Here is a 16,058-nt window from a genome sequence, read left to right as displayed (position 1 = left end):
GCCGTCCGGCGCCTGCACGGGGCAGGCAGCGGGCGGGCGACTACCAAAGTGGGTCGGCGATCAGGCCGCAGCGTCCTTCAGCTTCTTCAGCGGACGGACCTTGACCTTGACGCTGGCCGGCTTGGCCGGGAACCAACGCTCTTCACCCGTGAACGGGTCCTTGCCGAAACGCTTCTTCTTGGCCGGCACTTGCTGCGCGGTCACCTTCAGCAGGCCCGGCAGCGTGAATTCGCCAGCGCCCTTCTTGTTCAGCGCGCTGACGATGGTGTTTTCGAGGTGAGCCAGCACCGTCTTCACAGCCTTGGCTTCGAGCTGGGTTTGTGCCACCAGGTGAGCGACCAGGCTCGACTTGTTGAAGGTGTCCTTCAGCGGCTTCACGGTCGGAGCAGCAGCGGGAGCAGCCTTCTTGGCCGGTGCGGCCTTCTTTGCGGCAGCCTTCACGGGTGCCTTGGTTGCTGCGGCCTTCTTGGCAGCAGGCTTGGTTGCAGTCTTCGCGGTCGGTTTCGCTTTGGTCGCCATATCGATATACGAGAGTTGAAGATTGATGTCCCGGCCATTTGCCATCCATCGCAGCGTAGCACCTGTCATCGCTTGCGAATCGTGCTGGCCGGCACGCACTGAATCATAGCGGAAACAGCCAGAAGTAAAGGGGTTTTCTCACATGCGACAGGTCAAACCAAGGGAAAAACCCGGGTTTTGTCGCTGGTTTGCGTCAGCAGATGCGCTGCGGAGCGGTACGTCCCCCCACTTTCGCACGTGACAGACGCCGCGAACGCGCAAAAGTTTCCGCGAATCAGTGCGCGTGCGCGGCCACCGCATCGCGCGTTTCGCGCGCCAGCCCCATGGCAAAGGCGGCTTCGGCCACCAGAAACAGCGGGCCCACCAGCAGGCCGACGAGGTCGTCGACAAAGGCCGGCTTGCGACCCTCGAAGTAGTGGCCGACAAACTGGATGACCCACCCTGCCACGAACAGGCCGATCCCCGTGGTCAGCCACGCCACGGTGGAAAGCGCGGCAATCCAGGCCCCCGCCCACACGAATACCGCCAGGATCGCGGCCATCGCCACGCCAAAGCCGAACGACAGGCGCAGGTAGAACAGGCAGGCCAGCACATAGACGACGATGGCCGGCGTCAGGAACAGCACGCCGTCCCCCAGCGGCATGGCGGGGCGGCCCAGCAGCGCGGTAACGGCCAGCACGATCATCGGAATGCCGACGAAATGCGTGACGACGTTACGGCTGTCGCGGTGGTAGGCTGCGTAGCTGGACAGATGATCGATCAGGGTTTTCACGGGGCGTCTCCTCTCTTCTGGCTGTTTTCAGGCGCTGTCTGGTCTCTGGTCGTGCGCGGTCGCACCCGCAGGCCGCCGGCACCGCCAGACCACGTTGCGCGCCGGGTTTTGCTGTGGATTTATATTAGTGACGCACCGCGTGCTCCGGAAGAGGGTCAACCCGCCGTTCGAGCCGCCCTACTAATTCTTCCAGTCCCCTCGATATGCGCCACGAAGACGAGATCCCCGCCCTCACCATCGGCCAGCGCGATGCCTGGCTCGAACGGATCGGCATCGGCAACGAGGCCGATCTGTCGCCCACCCTGGACACGCTGAATATCCTGATCGGCGCCCACCTGCGGCATATCGCGTTCGAAAACCTGACCCCGCTGGTGGGCTGGCGCGTGAATATCGATCTGCCGGCGGTATTCGACAAGCTCGTCGCGCAGCGGCGCGGTGGCTACTGTTTCGAGCTCAATACGCTGTTTTGCGCGGGCCTCAAGGCGCTGGGATTCGCGGTGACGCCACTGGCCGCCCGCGTGCGCTGGAACGTGCCCGACGAGCGCCCCACGGGGCTGTCGCACATGCTGCTGCGCGTGGAAGTGGCGCACGAAAGCCATGTCGCCGATGTCGGCTTTGGCGGACCCACGCCGGACCGCGCGCTGGCGCTGTCACTGCCGGCGGCTGCCGCCTCACCGTACCGGCTGCTGCCCACGCCGCCCGCCGTGGCCGGCACGGGCTTCCATTCGTATGATCTGGCCGTACGTGATCCCGAGGCGAATGCTGACGATGCAGAGGCCTGGCGCGTGCTGTACCGCTTCGACTTGACCCCGCAGCCGCAAATCGACTACGTGGCGCGCAACTGGTACGTCTCGACGCATCCCGACAGCCACTTCACGCAGAAGTTGATCGCCGCCCGCACGGAAGCCGACGGCACGCGGCTGTCGCTCGGCAACGGCAGCCTGACCGCGCGCATGCCGGACGGCAGCGTGCAAAAGACCGACCTGCCGACGGCCGGCCACGTCATCGACGTCCTGGCCGGCCGCTTCGGCATCCGTATCGACGACGACCTGCGCGCCGCGCTGGCGGCACGGCTGCCGGCCGTGCTGGCAGCGCCCTGATATGCCGCGCTGCGGCACGGTCCATGCATCGCATGAATTGCCCGCAGAAAGTTTGCTGATATCGGCCCTGCCGCGCCAGTCGGGCTGTGGACTGGGAAACGACGCCTGCCCATAATGTCCCGGCCCATTCACGATTCAGGCGGCGGCCAAGACCGCTGCCCATCCCTATCAGGAGACACCATGTCATTGTTCGATCTGTCGGGCAAGGTTGCCATCATCACCGGGTCCTCGCGCGGTATCGGCCGGGCCATTGCCGAGCAAATGGCCATCCAGGGCGCCAAGGTCGTCATCTCGTCGCGCAAGGCCGAGGCCTGCCAGGAGGTGGCCGATGCCATCAATGCGCAACACGGCGCCGGCACCGCGCTGGCCGTGGCCGCCAACATCTCGTCCAAGGAAGCCCTGCAAAACCTGGTCGACGAAACCAACCGCACTTTCGGCAAGGTCGACATCCTGGTCTGCAACGCCGCGTCGAATCCCTACTACGGGCCGATGAGCGGTGTGTCGGACGACCAGTTCCGCAAGGTGCTGGACAACAACGTGATCTCGAACCACTGGCTGATCCAGATGGTGGCGCCGCAGATGATCGAACGCAAGGAAGGCTCGATCATCATCGTGTCGTCGATCGGCGGCCTGCGCGGATCGCCCACGATTGGCGTCTACAACGTCTCGAAGGCAGCCGACTTCCAGCTGGCGCGCAACCTGGCCGTGGAGTTCGGGCCGCACAACGTGCGCGTGAACTGCATCGCCCCGGGCCTGATCAAGACCGATTTCGCCAAGGCGCTGTGGGACGATCCCGTGCGCTACAAGCAGTCCACCGAGAATGCGCCGCTGCGCCGCATCGGCGAGCCGGTGGAAATCGCCGGCGCGGCCTGCTTCCTGGCATCGGCGGCCAGTACCTTCATGACCGGCCAGGCCTTGGTGGTGGACGGGGGCGTCACGATCTGATCTGTCTTGCGCGGGAGGCAACGCATGTCGCAACATCCGCAACATCCGCAGCAACCCTCGCCGGCCGGCCCACAGTGGCCGGTCATGTCGATTGCCGAGGCGCACGCCCGGCTGACCGCCTCCGGGGCGCCGTTCGAAACCGAGACGCGTGTGATCCGGGGCATCCCCACCACGGTCTGGAAGAATGCCCCGCCCACGCTGCGCGACCTGTTCCTGGTCGCCGCGGGCTGGGGCGAAAAGACGTTCGTCGTCTACGAGGACGAACGGGTCAGCTATCGCGCATTTGCGCTGGCCGCCACCGCGCTTGCCCACCAGCTGGTGGGCGACGGCGTGCGCAAGGGCGACCGCGTGGCCGTGGCCATGCGCAACCTGCCCGAGTGGCCCGTGGCGCTCTATGCCGGGCTGCTGGCGGGCGCCATCGTCACGCCGCTCAATGCCTGGTGGACCGGTCCCGAACTCGAATATGGCCTGTCGGATTCGGGCAGCCGGATCGCCATCGTCGATCACGAGCGCCTTGACCGCATCCTGGAGCACCTGCCGGACTGCCCCGCGCTGGAACGCATCTACGTGTCCCGTGCGCCGGCCGACGCCACGTTCGACGACCCGCGCATCGTGCCGCTGGCGTCGGTGATCGGCGAATCCGGCGCCTGGCCGTCGCTGCCGTCGCAATCGCTGCCGCTGGTGCCGCTCGACCCCGAAGACGACGCCACGATCTTCTATACGTCGGGCACCACGGGCAAACCCAAGGGCGCCGTCGGCACCCACCGCAACGCCTGCTCGGTGGCCGTCTGCGCCCAGTTCAGCCCGCTGCGCAACCTGCTGCGGCGCGGCGAGCCGGTGCCAGAGCCGAATCGCGATGCCCCGCAGAAGGCCGCGCTGCTGGCCGTGCCGTTCTTCCACGTCACCGGATGCATGTCGGTGCTGAACGGGGCGCTGGCCAGCGGCGGCAAGATCGTGCTGATGTATCGCTGGGACACGCTGCGCGCAATGGAACTGATCGAACGCGAGCGATGCACGTCGGCCGGCGGCGTACCCACGATCGCCTGGCAGATCATCGAACATCCGCGGCGCGACGAATTCGACCTGTCATCGCTCGAAAACATCCACTACGGCGGCGCGCCGGCATCGCCCGAACTGGTGCGCCGGATCCAGACGGCCTTTCCGAACGCCGCGCCCGGCATCGGCTGGGGCATGACGGAAACGTCCGCCACGTTCACCAGCCACAGCGCCGACGAGTACATTCACCGGCCGGACGCCAGCGGCCCTGCGCTGCCAATCGGCGAGATGAAGATCGACGATGGCTTCGGCAATGCGCTGCCGCCCGGCGAGATCGGCGAATTGATGGTGCGCGGCGCCAACGTCGTGCGTGGCTACTGGAACAAGCCTGAGGCCACGGCAAAGACCTTTGTCGATGGATGGCTGCACACCGGCGACGTGGCGCGGCTGGACGAGGAAGGCTTTCTCTACATCGTCGACCGCATGAAGGACATGCTGATCCGTGGCGGCGAGAACATCTACTGCATCGAGGTGGAAAGCGCGTTGTATGCCCATCCGGCCGTCATGGATGCGGCCGTGGTCGGCATTGCGCACCGGACGCTGGGCGAGGAACCGGGGGCCGTGGTCAGCCTGAAGCCGGGCGCCCGGGCCACCGAAGCGGAGCTGCAGGATTTCGTGCGCCAGCAGCTGGCCGCGTTCAAGGTGCCGGTGCGGATCATCGTCCGGGACGACATGCTGCCCCGCAATCCGAATGGCAAGATCCTGAAATCGAACCTGCGCAAGCTGTTCGAATAGGAAGGCCGGCGTCGCAAGGCCCTGCGACGCCGCGAGGCCGTCACTTCACAGGAATCGGCGTCCCGGCCGGCACCGGGACGGCCGTCACCGCGTTCTGCGGGCTGCCGCTGACGATGCGGTCCGAATAGGTCAGGTAGACCAGCGTATTGCGCTTGCGATCCACCGCGCGCACCACGTGCAGCGTCTTGAACAGGATCGACATGCGTTCCGAGAACACGTCTTCCTGCGCCTTGAGCGGGCCCTTGAACGCGATCGTCCCCACCTGCCGGCAGGCAATCGACGCCTCGGGCGGGTCCTCGGCCATGCCGAACGTGCCTTTGATGCCACCGGTGCGGGCACGCGACACGTAGCACGTCACGCCTTCCACCTGCGGATCGTCGTAGGCCTCGATCACAACCTTGTCCGACCCCGTCACCCGGAAATTGGTCGAAACGCTACCGATTTCCTCGGCATGGGCGGCAGCCAGCAGCGTGGCCAGGCCACATGCCAGCCCAGCCGCCAGCACAATACGCAATGGCCTCGGCGTCATTCGGCGGTCGCCCCCTTGATCTCGTCGTGGCGGCGCTCCATTTCCTGGCGCAGCGCACGGCGTTGCCGGGCGGCTTCGAAACGCTGGCGCTCCACCTCGTCGCGCGGCTGCAGCGGCGGCACTTCGGCCGGCGTGCCGTTGTCGTCCACGGCCACCATCGTGAAATAGCAGCTGTTGGTATGGCGAACCACCTTGCTGCGGATGTTCTCGGTCACCACCTTGATGCCGATTTCCATCGAGCTGCGGCCCGTGAAGTTCACCGCCGCCAGGAACGTCACCAGTTCGCCGACGTGAATCGGCTGGCGAAACACCACCTGGTCAACCGACAGCGTCACGACATACCGTCCGGCGTAGCGGCTCGCGCACGCGTAGGCCACCATATCCAGGTACTTGAGGATGGTGCCGCCGTGGACATTGCCGGAAAAATTGGCCATGTCCGGCGTCATCAGCACGGTCATGGACAGCTGGTGGGACAGATCATTCATCGCAGAAAATCCAGAAATCGAGCATGAGGCGCGGGCAGTGTAACCCGCTCGGCCGGGTCATGGCATATCGGATGTGCGCGATTTCCGCTGCGAAGCAGCAAAACAGTCTGAATACCCTGCGGGACAAATAAAAAAAGCGGCCCCGCAGGCCGCTTTCTGTACTTCCGTACTTCTGTACTTCTGTAACGCTCCGGACGCGATGCGCTTACTTCTTCTTGTTCACGGCGTCCTTGAAACCCTGGCCGGCCGAGAACTTCACCGTCTTGGCGGCCGGGATCTTGATCGTTTCGCCGGTGCGCGGATTGCGACCGGTACGTGCAGCACGCTTGCCCGAGCTGAAGCTGCCAAAACCTACCAGCGTAACCGAGTCACCCTTCGCAACTGCCTTCTTGATACTGTCCAGCGCAGCGTTCAGCGCGCGCTCGGCGGCGGCGTTGCTGAGTTCTGCTTCCGCGGCGATGGCCGATACCAGTTCACCTTTATTCATGGCTGATTTCCCTTGTTTGGTCGTCGTCACCGGACTTTTGCCAAGTGGCAAAAGTCCGATCGGCGCAGTCTAATCTGCCCTTTACGGCTTGAGCAATCCCCAGTGGCACCGATGCAACGAAAACTGCCGGAAATCGTTCTCCGACAAGACTTAGCGGGGTTTTTACCCCTCTGTTTTTCGAATCGGCACATCACATTTGAGGATCAAGACGTATCGGACGGCGCACTTTATGAAACCGGCAGATTATTGCCGATTATTCACCGTACGGCGCAATTTCCGCCTTCCGGTTTGCCGAGGTCGGATTGCCAGCCCACGGCGCGCATTTTCGGCGCAGCGCGGCGCCATGCACCAATCAGGGTCCGCTCGCGCGCTGACATGCGTCTTTTTGGCGCACGCATGCCCCATGATCGCTCCACCCTCGCCCTGCTCCGTGCCGCGTGGGGGGATGCACCGACAGCGCGCCCGGTGCGGCGCGCCCAGATTTGGCGCGGCATTCCCCGTTTTGCGCCAAAAACTGGAACGCTAATTGCTTATCCGTGCTCCCATTTTGAGCATGAGGTAACGATGGAGAACCTGAAGACAGGCACGGATGCCTTGTTCATCCTGCTGGGCGCGATCATGGTGCTGGCAATGCACGCGGGGTTCGCATTCCTGGAACTTGGCACGGTTCGCAAGAAGAATCAGGTCAATGCACTGGTAAAGATACTGGTCGATTTCGCGGTGTCGACGCTGGCCTACTTCTTCATCGGATACACCATCGCCTATGGGGTCCAGTTCTTTGCCGGCGCGGAGACACTGGCCGAGAAAAATGGCCACGAACTGGTGAAGTTCTTCTTCCTGGCGACGTTTGCCGCCGCCATTCCGGCGATTATCTCGGGCGGCATCGCGGAACGCTCGCGCTTCAATCCGCAACTGATGGCGACCTTCGTCCTGGTGGGCTTTGTCTATCCGTTCTTCGAAGGCATCGTCTGGAACAACCGCCTGGGCGTGCAGGACTGGCTGGCTTCGGTCACGGGCGCACCGTTCCACGACTTTGCCGGTTCGGTGGTCGTGCACGCGGTGGGCGGCTGGATCGCCCTGCCCGCCGTGCTGCTGCTCGGTGCCCGCCGCGGCCGTTATCAGAAGGATGGCCGCATCAGCGCGCATCCGCCGTCGAACATCCCCTTCCTGGCGCTGGGCGCCTGGGTGCTGGCGGTGGGCTGGTTCGGCTTCAACGTGATGAGCGCGCAGACCATCGACAAGATTAGCGGCCTGGTGGCCATCAATTCGCTGATGGCGATGGTCGGCGGCACGCTGGCGGCCTGGGCGGCGGGCCGCAACGACCCGGGCTTCTCGTACAACGGCCCGCTGGCCGGGCTGGTGGCGGTCTGCGCAGGCTCCGACATCATGCATCCGCTGGGCGCGCTGGTGACTGGCGCCGTGGCTGGCGTGCTGTTCGTCTATCTGTTTACGCTGGCCCAGAACAAATGGCATATCGACGATGTGCTGGGTGTCTGGCCGCTGCACGGCCTCTGCGGCGCCTGGGGCGGCATTGCAGCGGGCGTTTTCGGCAGCCGCCTGCTGGGCGGGATGGGCGGCGTGTCGCTGGTGTCGCAAGTGGCCGGCACGCTGATGGGGATCGTGGTCGCGCTGGTTGGCGGCACGGTGGTCTATGGCACGCTGAAAAAGCTGGTAGGCATCCGCCTGGACCCGGAAGAGGAGTTCAACGGCGCCGACCTGACGCTGCACCGCATCTCGGCCACGCCGGAGCGTGAAACCAACTGGTAAACCACGTATTTGCAGGGCATTGTGGAAAAAAGCGGCCGGGCATTAACCCGGCCGTTTTTACTTGGCGCGCAAAAAAGATTGACTTGAACTTTCGCGCGCGAGCGCCCAATAATGCCCTTGCGGTTTCCTCAAACGCCGACACAGGCGTGCCTTGTGATCCTGACATTATCGACAGCATGCTTTCGTTTTCGCTGTCCCTGTTTTTCCTGCCCGTAAATCACAGGAGTATGTTCATGGATACCACCTCGCTGCAAAGCATCCGCGACGTCATTTACAGCTACGCCACCATATTCGGCGTGAAAATCCTGGCCGCGCTGGCGTTCTGGGTGGTGGGCCGCTGGCTGATTCATTTCGTGGTGCGGCTCGTACAGAATTCGCTTGCCAGGCAAAGCGTCGACCCCACCCTGCTGCGCTATGTCGGATCGATCGTCACCGTCACGCTGAATGTCGTGCTGGTGATCGGCATCCTGGGATACTTCGGCATCCAGACCACCACGTTCGCGGCGCTGATCGCGGCGGCCGGCGTGGCCATCGGCATGGCGTGGTCCGGACTGATGTCCAATTTCGCTGCTGGCGCGTTCCTGGTGGTCCTGCGTCCGTTCAAGGTCGGCGACTTCGTGACCGTGGGCGGCGTGACCGGCACGGTGCGCGAAATTGGCCTGTTCGCCACGTCGCTCGATACCCCGGACAACGTCCTGACCGTGGTCGGCAACAACAAGATCTTCAGCGACACGATCCAGAATTTCACGGCCAACCCGTACCGGCGCGTGGAACTGAAGGCGCAACTGGCCGGCACCACCGACGCCGTGGCAGCCATCGCGCTGCTCAAGGAAAAACTGGCCGCCATCCCGAACGTACTGGCCGAACCGGCGGTCGATGTGGAGATCCTGGAATTCACGCTGGTGGGGCCGGTGCTGGCGGTACGCCCGTACTGCCACAACGACCACTACTGGCAGGTGTACTTCGACACCAATCGGACCATCCGCGACAGCTTCGGTGCGGCCGGTTTTGCGGCCCCGATGCCGGCGCAGATGGTGGTCATGCAGAACGCCCCGGCCGTGCCGTTGACCCAGCCGGCCAACCAGGCCGCCTGAGCAGTGAGCCCGGCGCGCCCGGGCCCATCTGCTTGACCGCTCACCCGGGCTGGCGCATGCCGGCCCGCCCGTACAGACGCAGCAGCACGGCGCCGCTGCCGCAGACCGCCATCACCACGGCCAGCGGCAGCGCCGTGCCGTCGTGCCAGACACTGACCGCGGCACCGGCCAGCGTGCCGAAACCGAACTGGAGCGTGCCCATCAGCGCAGACGCCGTGCCGGCCCGATGGCTTTGATGGGCCAGGGCCAGCGCCGAAGCGTTCGGCGTGATGCATCCCAGCCCGGCCAGGAACACGAAGAAACAGCACAGCAGCACCGGCAGCGACGCCACGCCCAGCAGCGTGGCCGCAGCCAGCGTCAGGCCCGCCACGCATGGCGCGATCAGCGCGACGCGCAGCACATCGTCCAGCGCGCGAGCGCGCACCAGCTTGGCGTTGACCTGCGACATCGCGATCAGGCCAAATGCGTTGGCCCCGAAAACAAAGCCGTAGTGGGAGGGATCGATGCCATGCAGTTCGATCAGCACGAACGGCGAGCCCGCGATATAGGCGAACATCCCCCCCTGCACGCATCCGGCGGACAGCGAGTACCCCAGGAATTCACGGTCGCGCAACAGCTCCCAGTAGCCGCGCAGCACCGTGCCGGGATGCAGCGTGCGGCGGCGCTGCGGATCCAGCGATTCTTCCATGCGCGTATGGATCAGCCACAGCAGCAGCACGGCCGCGCCGCAGTGAATCCAGAAGATCGCGCGCCACCCCGTGGCCGCCAGGACGGCCCCACCGATCAGCGGCGCCAGGATCGGCGCCAGCCCCATCACCAGCATCAGCGACGAAAAAGCCCGCGCGGATTCGCGTGCCTCGAGCCGGTCGCGAATCACCGCCCGCGAGACCACCAGCCCGGTGCAGCCGCCCAGCGCCTGCAGGAAGCGCCAGACCATCAGCGACTCCACGCTCGACGCCAGCGCACAGCCGGCGGCGGCCACGCCATAGATCGTCAGGCCCGCATAGAGCGGCGCCTTGCGCCCGAAACGGTCGCTGACCGGGCCGTAAAACGCCTGGCCGATGGCCAGCCCCACCAGGAACGTGCCCAGCGTCAGTTGCACCTTGCCGATGTCGGTATGAAGGTCGGCTGCCAGCGCGGGGAAGCTGGGCAGGTACATGTCAATGGAAAGCGGTGCGATGGCGGTGAGCGACGCGCAGATCAGCAGCCAGAGCGGAAAGCGCGCGTCGGTGCGCGCGCTTGCGGAGGACGTCATGAAAGGGATCCGGTAAGACAAGCCGCAATTGTTGCATAGCGGGCAAGCCCCTGGCGGCGCGCGCGTCAAGTCACCAGACGTACCGTGGAAAATCCGCCGCAAACCGGCTGCCCGTGCGGCATCACGGGTGGCGCTGCTTTCACGTGTGGCGGCGTGGAGGGTACAATGCGTGCCTGTCGGGACGGATGTCCCCAGACCACGCAGTCAGACGCATCGCGGGAGACGGATCACGGGACCCGTCCCCGGCAACGTTATCCTGCATGACCATACGACATACGCCGTTTATTGCTTCGCTGAGCCTGGTTGCACTCGCAGCCTTGCCGTCGTTGCCCGCATGGGCCGCGCCTGGCAAGCCGCCCGCCATGGCACCGGCTTCGTCGCCCGCGCCCGTGGCGATCGACGAAGCCGAGGCCCTGTCACGCATGCTCAAGGGCGCGGCCACCGGACAGAACACCGGCGCGGCCGGCGTTCCCGAACTGCTGCGCAACACCAATCGCCCGGACAGCGTGCTGGCACGCGCCTGCCGCCAGCTCAACGACATCCTGCCCATCGAGATCGACGGCGAGACGCGCCTGCGCCGCTGCCAGTCGATCCCCGGCAAGCACGTGCTCTTCCAGCTGGAACTGACCAACTTCCGCGGCCCGATGCTCGACCTGGCCAGCTTCGAGGTGAATTACGCCGCGCCGCTCCAGCGCAACATCTGCGCCAACCGCGACGTGGAAATCCTGACCAAGCTCGGCGTCAGCATGATGTTCCGCTACATGACGCGTAACGACCGCGGCGAACGCCGCGTGGGCGACGTCTATATCAACGCGCCGATCTGCGTGTCGGCGCTGCGCTGAAACGCGCCGCTGAAACGCTCCCGTTTGAAACGGGCAAAAAAAACGGCAGGCCCTGGCGCCTGCCGTTCTTTATGGTGCGGACCGACGGTCACGCCACCCTTGGCCGCAATGGCAGCACGTTGGGGGCGCGGCGCAGCAGCACCCGCGTTTCCTTCCAGGCGGCATCGGCCAGCGGCGACCCCCAGACCAGTTCGTGCAGCTTCGACAGGGCGAACGGGTCGCCCAGCAGCACATGTTTCTGTGCCGCCGACAGCGAACCGGGGCCATGGGTCAGCGCGTGCTGCACCAGCGACGCATGCTGCAGCCTGGCCGGCTCCGGCTGTACCGTACGCGGCGTGGCCGTGGCGCACATCAGCGCATTGGTCACCGGATCGACCACGGCATCGACGAAGCGCGGCGTTTCCTGGGCGTTTTCCACATGCTGCTGCGTTTCGACGATCTCGCGCGGCACATAGGTTTCCTCGGGGATCATGAACAGGCCCGCGCGACGCGCGGCACGGCCCAGCGATACGCGCGACAGCATCACCGACAGCGGAATCGACATCGCCAGCGAGCCCACGATCGGCAGCAGCCACCAGATGAAGCCCGGGCTCAGCCAGTACACGCCGGCGCCCCACACCAGGCCCAGCACCGTGTGCCAGCCGTGGCGGCGGAACGCTTCGCCCCAGGTGGTTTCGGCATCCTCGCGCGGGGGCGACTTCCACGAAATGCCCCAGCCGCTGTACGCGGCGATCACGAACTTGGTATGGAACAGCATGCGCGTCGGTGCCAGCAGCGCCGAGAGCGTCATCTCGATCAGCATGCTCAGGAACAGGCGCACCACGCCGCCGTACTGCTTTGCATCCTTGAGCAGCAGGATCACGCTGGCCAGCTTCGGCAGGAACAACAGTGTCGCCGTGGCCGAAAACAGCATCAGCGCCTTTTCCGGATGCCATTCGGGCCAGGTCGGGAACAGCTGGTATGGCTTGGTGAAATACTCGGGCGGCACCAGCGCATGCTTGGCCAGCGCGGCGGTGGACAGCAGCAGGAACAGCAGCCACAGCGGCGCCGACACATAGGCCATGATGCCGGTCAGGAACACGGCCCGGTGCACGGCATGAAAGCCCTGCTTCATCCACAGCCGGAAGTTCATCAGGTTGCCCTGGCACCAGCGGCGGTCGCGCTTGACCTCGTCCAGCAGGTTCGGCGGCAATTCCTCGAACGAACCGGGCAGGTCATAGGCAATCCACACGCCCCATCCCGCGCGCCGCATCATGGCGGCCTCGACAAAGTCGTGCGACAGGATTTCGCCGGACAGCGGCCCCTTGCCGGGCAGCGGCGCCAGGCCGCAATGCTCCATGAAGGGCTTGATCCGGATGATGGCGTTGTGGCCCCAGTAGTGCGATTCGCCAAGCTGCCAGTAGTGCAGCCCGGCCGTGAACAGCGGACCATAGACGCGCGTGGAGAACTGCTGCACGCGGGCATAGAGCGTGTCGCGGCCCACGGCCAGCGGCGCGGTCTGGATAATGCCGGCGCCCGGGTTGGCTTCCATCAGCCTGGCCAGCGTGGCAAGGCAGTCGCCGCTCATCACGCTGTCGGCGTCCAGCACGATCATGTAGCGGTACTTGCTGCCCCAACGGCGGCAGAAGTCGGCCACATTGCCGGTCTTGCGCTTTACGCGGTGACGGCGCCAGCGATAGAAGATGCGGCCAAAGCCGCCCACGGCACGGCACAGTTCGATCCAGGCGTCGTGCTCGGCGGTGCGCAGGTCGGGATTGCCACTGTCGGACAGCACGAAGAAATCGAAATGCTGCAGCTCGCCCGTGCGTTCCAGCGACTCGTAGGTTGCGCGCAAGCCCGCGAAGACGCGCGTCACGTCTTCATTGCAGATTGGCATGATGATCGCCGTCCGCGCGGACGGGTCGATCGGCGCGTCGCTGGCGGCACTGCGCGAGATCAGGTGCTTGTCACCGCCCTTGAACAGGACCAGGAAGCCCATCATCGCCGTCCAGAAACCGGCCGAGACCCACGAGAACAGGATCGCGAACAGCGTCAGGATGGCCACTTCGAGCGGATCGGCGCCGTGGTACGGCAGCACACGCGACATGAAGTACGTGGCCATGACGGTCTGGCCCACCACCAGCGCCAGCAGGAACCAGCGACGGTGCGAACCGGCCGGGTGCCACTTGCCTTCGGCGTCGGGGCCGTCGTGCAGCGTGTCCCAGGTCTCGGGCACGGGCGGGCGGCCCAGCATCTTGCGCCAGGCATTGCGGATGCCGCCCCAGACGATATGCGGCGGCCACTGGCGCGGCACCATCGAGGCGCGCTCGGGCTCCGGCCCCGTATGCACGCGCACGGTGCCATCGTCGTTGCGCTGCAGCAGCGGCTGGCCGTCCACCTGCGGGTTGCCATAGGCCATCGCGAAGCGACGGCCCACCGAAGCGTAGGTGGCCCCGCCCGGGGCGTTGCCGTGATTCAAATCGGGAGCTTCCTTGTCCTTCGGGTCGCGACCGGCCAGGCGCGTTTGCAGTTCAATCATGGCCGACGGCACTTCGATACCCTCGGCCGGCACGCTGGACATCAGCGATTTGGGGGTATCGGCCAGCAGCTCGCTACGCAGTTCGGGCGAAGCCGGCAGGCGGTCGACATAGCGCTCGCATGCTGCCGCCGCCTGGGCCGGGCGCTGCTTTAGCCGGGGGGTAAGATGTAGCTCCATGTTTCGGATTGGGTTGTATTGCCGTTGCGAAGGTAGCCGCGCAACTCAACCGGCTTGTTCTCGTCCTTGCGCCGCATGAACATCGTCATGCGCCAGCCACCAGTGGCCTCGTTGCGCTGGACTGTTGTCTTGAGCAGTTCGCCATTGGCGTCCGCCGATACCACGGGGTCCAGGCGCGCCTCTTCGGGCAGCCTCTTGAACGCCGGTCCCTCGAAATCCACCACCAGCGAGAAACTGGTGTCGTCGGCCTTGCGCGTCAGGCCCTGGCCGCGACGCGTCTGCGTGACCCAGGACATCGGCGGCAGGTTCTCGCCGTCCTTCTGCCACTTGAGCCGGTACTCGTAGTCGAAAGCCTGCTTCGGCTTGGGCGGGTTGTCCGGCACCCAGAACGCCACGATGTTGTCGTTGGTCTCGTCCGGCGTCGGGATCTGCACCAGCTCCACGCGACCCGACCCCCAGTTGCCCCGGGGCTCCACCCAGCCGCTCGGGCGGCGCTCGTACCAGGAACCGATTTCCTGGTAGTTGTCGAAGCTGCGGTCGCGCTGCATCAGGCCGTAGCCCTGCGGATTGTTCGCGGCGAACGACGTCACGAGCAGGCGTTTGGGATTGACCAGCGGACGCCAGATCCACTCGCCGGTGCCGAGCTGCACCGACAGTCCGTCGGAGTCATGCACCTCGGGGCGGAAATCGGTGGTGGCCGACGGCTGGTTTTCGCCGAACAGATACATGCTCGTCAGCGGCGCCAGGCCAAGCTTGGTCACGTGCTCGCGCAGAAACAGACGCGACTTGACCTCCATCACCGTCTCGTTGCCGGGCTTGATGACGAAGCGGTACGCACCGCTCATGCGGCGCGAATCCATCAGCGCGTAAATCGTCAGCTGCTTGTCGTTGGCCGACGGCCGTTCGATCCAGAATTCGGTGAAGCGCGGAAACTCCTCGCCGGAGTTCAACGCCGTATCCACGGCCAGGCCGCGCGCCGACAGACCGTACCATTGGTCCTTGCCCAACGCGCGGAAGTAGCTGGCCCCCAGGAACGACGCCAGTTCGTCCTTGCGCTTGCCCTGCTGGTTCAGCGGATACATCAGCCGAAAGCCGGCAAACCCGAGGCCCTTGAGCTTGGCGGGGTCCACCTTGTGCGAGCCATAGTTGAACGCCGCGGGATCGAAGCGGAATTCGCGCACGCTGTTGCTGACCAACTCGTTGATCCGCACGGGCTGGTCGAACACCATACCCTCGTGGAAGAACGATATCTCGAACGGCAGGCGCGCGCCGCGCCAGGCAAATCGCTCGGGCTTGTATTCGATCTCGCGATAGCGTTCGTAGGTCAGTTCCTTCAGCTCGCGCGGCAGTTCCTGCGCCTTGGGCGGCTTGTACGGCGAGGCCGAGAGCTGGCGCGCACGCGCGGCCACGGTTTCGAAATCGAAGGCGTGGGCGGTCAGCGCCAGCAAGGCCAGCATGCCGCCGCCAATCCAGCGCCCCATCCCTGACATCCGGCCGGATATGCGGCGCGCTGGCGCGGCGGTCGGGCGTTGGATCGGCAGGAACGACGTCGGATATGCGGACATGAAGGCCGTGGACAGGTTTGGCGGGGAAGCAGGCAGCCGGACGAAGCGGCCGCCCCGGAATACGTCAGGAAACTTCAACGATTGGCTACAGCAAAAGACGGACCAGCGTGCGGCGCACCAGGCGCGGCACCGATATCAAACATCGGTGCAGTCGCGCCCAACGCAACGTACGCATGTCGAGATTGTTGCAATGCGAGGCGAAACCTTAACAA

Annotated in this window: 14 protein-coding genes; 6 read left to right on the top strand and 8 right to left on the bottom strand. The window is 65.2% G+C overall.

Annotated features, from left to right (window positions below):
- Positions 1–60: 60 nt before the first annotated feature.
- Together AC3G88_RS19680 and AC3G88_RS19675 are read right to left on the bottom strand one after the other, a co-directional pair.
- Entirely contained in the window at positions 61–519 is a 459-nt protein-coding gene (locus AC3G88_RS19680) for an HU family DNA-binding protein (protein ID WP_153947970.1), read from the bottom strand.
- A gap of 274 nt (positions 520–793) precedes the next feature.
- A complete protein-coding gene (locus AC3G88_RS19675) occupies positions 794–1,291 on the bottom strand; it encodes an Mpo1 family 2-hydroxy fatty acid dioxygenase (protein WP_488773307.1) in 498 nt (165 codons plus the stop codon).
- A gap of 203 nt (positions 1,292–1,494) precedes the next feature.
- Between AC3G88_RS19675 and AC3G88_RS19670 the strand changes: the two genes are divergently transcribed.
- From AC3G88_RS19670 to AC3G88_RS19660, 3 genes are all read left to right on the top strand, one after another.
- Entirely contained in the window at positions 1,495–2,391 is an 897-nt protein-coding gene (locus AC3G88_RS19670) for an arylamine N-acetyltransferase family protein (protein WP_488773308.1), read from the top strand.
- A 180-nt stretch (positions 2,392–2,571) separates the two neighbouring features.
- Positions 2,572–3,336: an SDR family oxidoreductase gene (locus AC3G88_RS19665; protein ID WP_488773309.1), complete on the top strand. Its 765-nt coding sequence runs from the start codon at positions 2,572–2,574 to the stop codon at positions 3,334–3,336.
- A gap of 24 nt (positions 3,337–3,360) precedes the next feature.
- Positions 3,361–5,127, top strand: a complete 1,767-nt coding sequence (locus AC3G88_RS19660) for a class I adenylate-forming enzyme family protein (RefSeq protein ID WP_488773310.1) — start codon at positions 3,361–3,363, stop codon at positions 5,125–5,127.
- Between the two features lie 40 nt (positions 5,128–5,167).
- Here AC3G88_RS19660 and AC3G88_RS19655 read toward each other — a convergent pair whose 3' ends face one another.
- The 3 genes from AC3G88_RS19655 to AC3G88_RS19645 all read right to left on the bottom strand — a co-directional run bounded on the left by AC3G88_RS19655 (position 5,168) and on the right by AC3G88_RS19645 (position 6,628).
- On the bottom strand, positions 5,168–5,656 hold the full coding sequence (locus AC3G88_RS19655; protein WP_488773311.1) for a CreA family protein: 489 nt from the start codon (positions 5,654–5,656) through the stop codon (positions 5,168–5,170).
- Positions 5,653–6,141 (bottom strand): acyl-CoA thioesterase, encoded by a 489-nt coding sequence (locus AC3G88_RS19650; RefSeq protein ID WP_124686467.1) that lies wholly within the window; start codon positions 6,139–6,141, stop codon positions 5,653–5,655. The genes AC3G88_RS19655 and AC3G88_RS19650 overlap by 4 nt, the downstream gene beginning before the upstream one ends.
- 205 nt (positions 6,142–6,346) lie before the next feature.
- Positions 6,347–6,628 carry an HU family DNA-binding protein gene (locus AC3G88_RS19645; RefSeq protein ID WP_008651272.1) on the bottom strand — a complete coding sequence of 94 codons (282 nt, stop codon included), beginning with the start codon at positions 6,626–6,628 and terminating at the stop codon, positions 6,347–6,349.
- Positions 6,629–7,192: 564 nt separating this feature from the next.
- On the opposite strand from AC3G88_RS19645, the gene AC3G88_RS19640 reads away from it, so the two are divergent.
- Positions 7,193–8,395, top strand: coding sequence for an ammonium transporter (locus AC3G88_RS19640; protein WP_488773312.1), 1,203 nt, complete (start codon positions 7,193–7,195; stop codon positions 8,393–8,395).
- Positions 8,396–8,628: 233 nt separating this feature from the next.
- Positions 8,629–9,489, top strand: coding sequence for a mechanosensitive ion channel family protein (locus AC3G88_RS19635; RefSeq protein ID WP_153947977.1), 861 nt, complete (start codon positions 8,629–8,631; stop codon positions 9,487–9,489).
- A gap of 40 nt (positions 9,490–9,529) precedes the next feature.
- Here AC3G88_RS19635 and AC3G88_RS19630 read toward each other — a convergent pair whose 3' ends face one another.
- Positions 9,530–10,744 (bottom strand): Bcr/CflA family multidrug efflux MFS transporter, encoded by a 1,215-nt coding sequence (locus AC3G88_RS19630; protein WP_488773313.1) that lies wholly within the window; start codon positions 10,742–10,744, stop codon positions 9,530–9,532.
- A 260-nt stretch (positions 10,745–11,004) separates the two neighbouring features.
- On the opposite strand from AC3G88_RS19630, the gene AC3G88_RS19625 reads away from it, so the two are divergent.
- Positions 11,005–11,586 carry a hypothetical protein gene (locus tag AC3G88_RS19625; protein WP_487522136.1) on the top strand — a complete coding sequence of 194 codons (582 nt, stop codon included), beginning with the start codon at positions 11,005–11,007 and terminating at the stop codon, positions 11,584–11,586.
- An 88-nt stretch (positions 11,587–11,674) separates the two neighbouring features.
- On the opposite strand, the gene mdoH is transcribed toward AC3G88_RS19625, so the two are convergent.
- On the bottom strand, positions 11,675–14,281 hold the full coding sequence (mdoH, locus tag AC3G88_RS19620; RefSeq protein WP_488893792.1) for a glucans biosynthesis glucosyltransferase MdoH: 2,607 nt from the start codon (positions 14,279–14,281) through the stop codon (positions 11,675–11,677).
- On the bottom strand, positions 14,254–15,771 hold the full coding sequence (locus AC3G88_RS19615) for a glucan biosynthesis protein G (protein ID WP_488773334.1): 1,518 nt from the start codon (positions 15,769–15,771) through the stop codon (positions 14,254–14,256). The genes mdoH and AC3G88_RS19615 overlap by 28 nt, the downstream gene beginning before the upstream one ends.
- Positions 15,772–16,058 lie beyond the last annotated feature (287 nt).

The sequence above is a fragment of the Cupriavidus sp. 86D6 genome (assembly GCF_057815095.1).
Note: the sequence above shows the minus strand (reverse complement) of the source record. Positions and strands in the feature narration are given on the sequence as shown.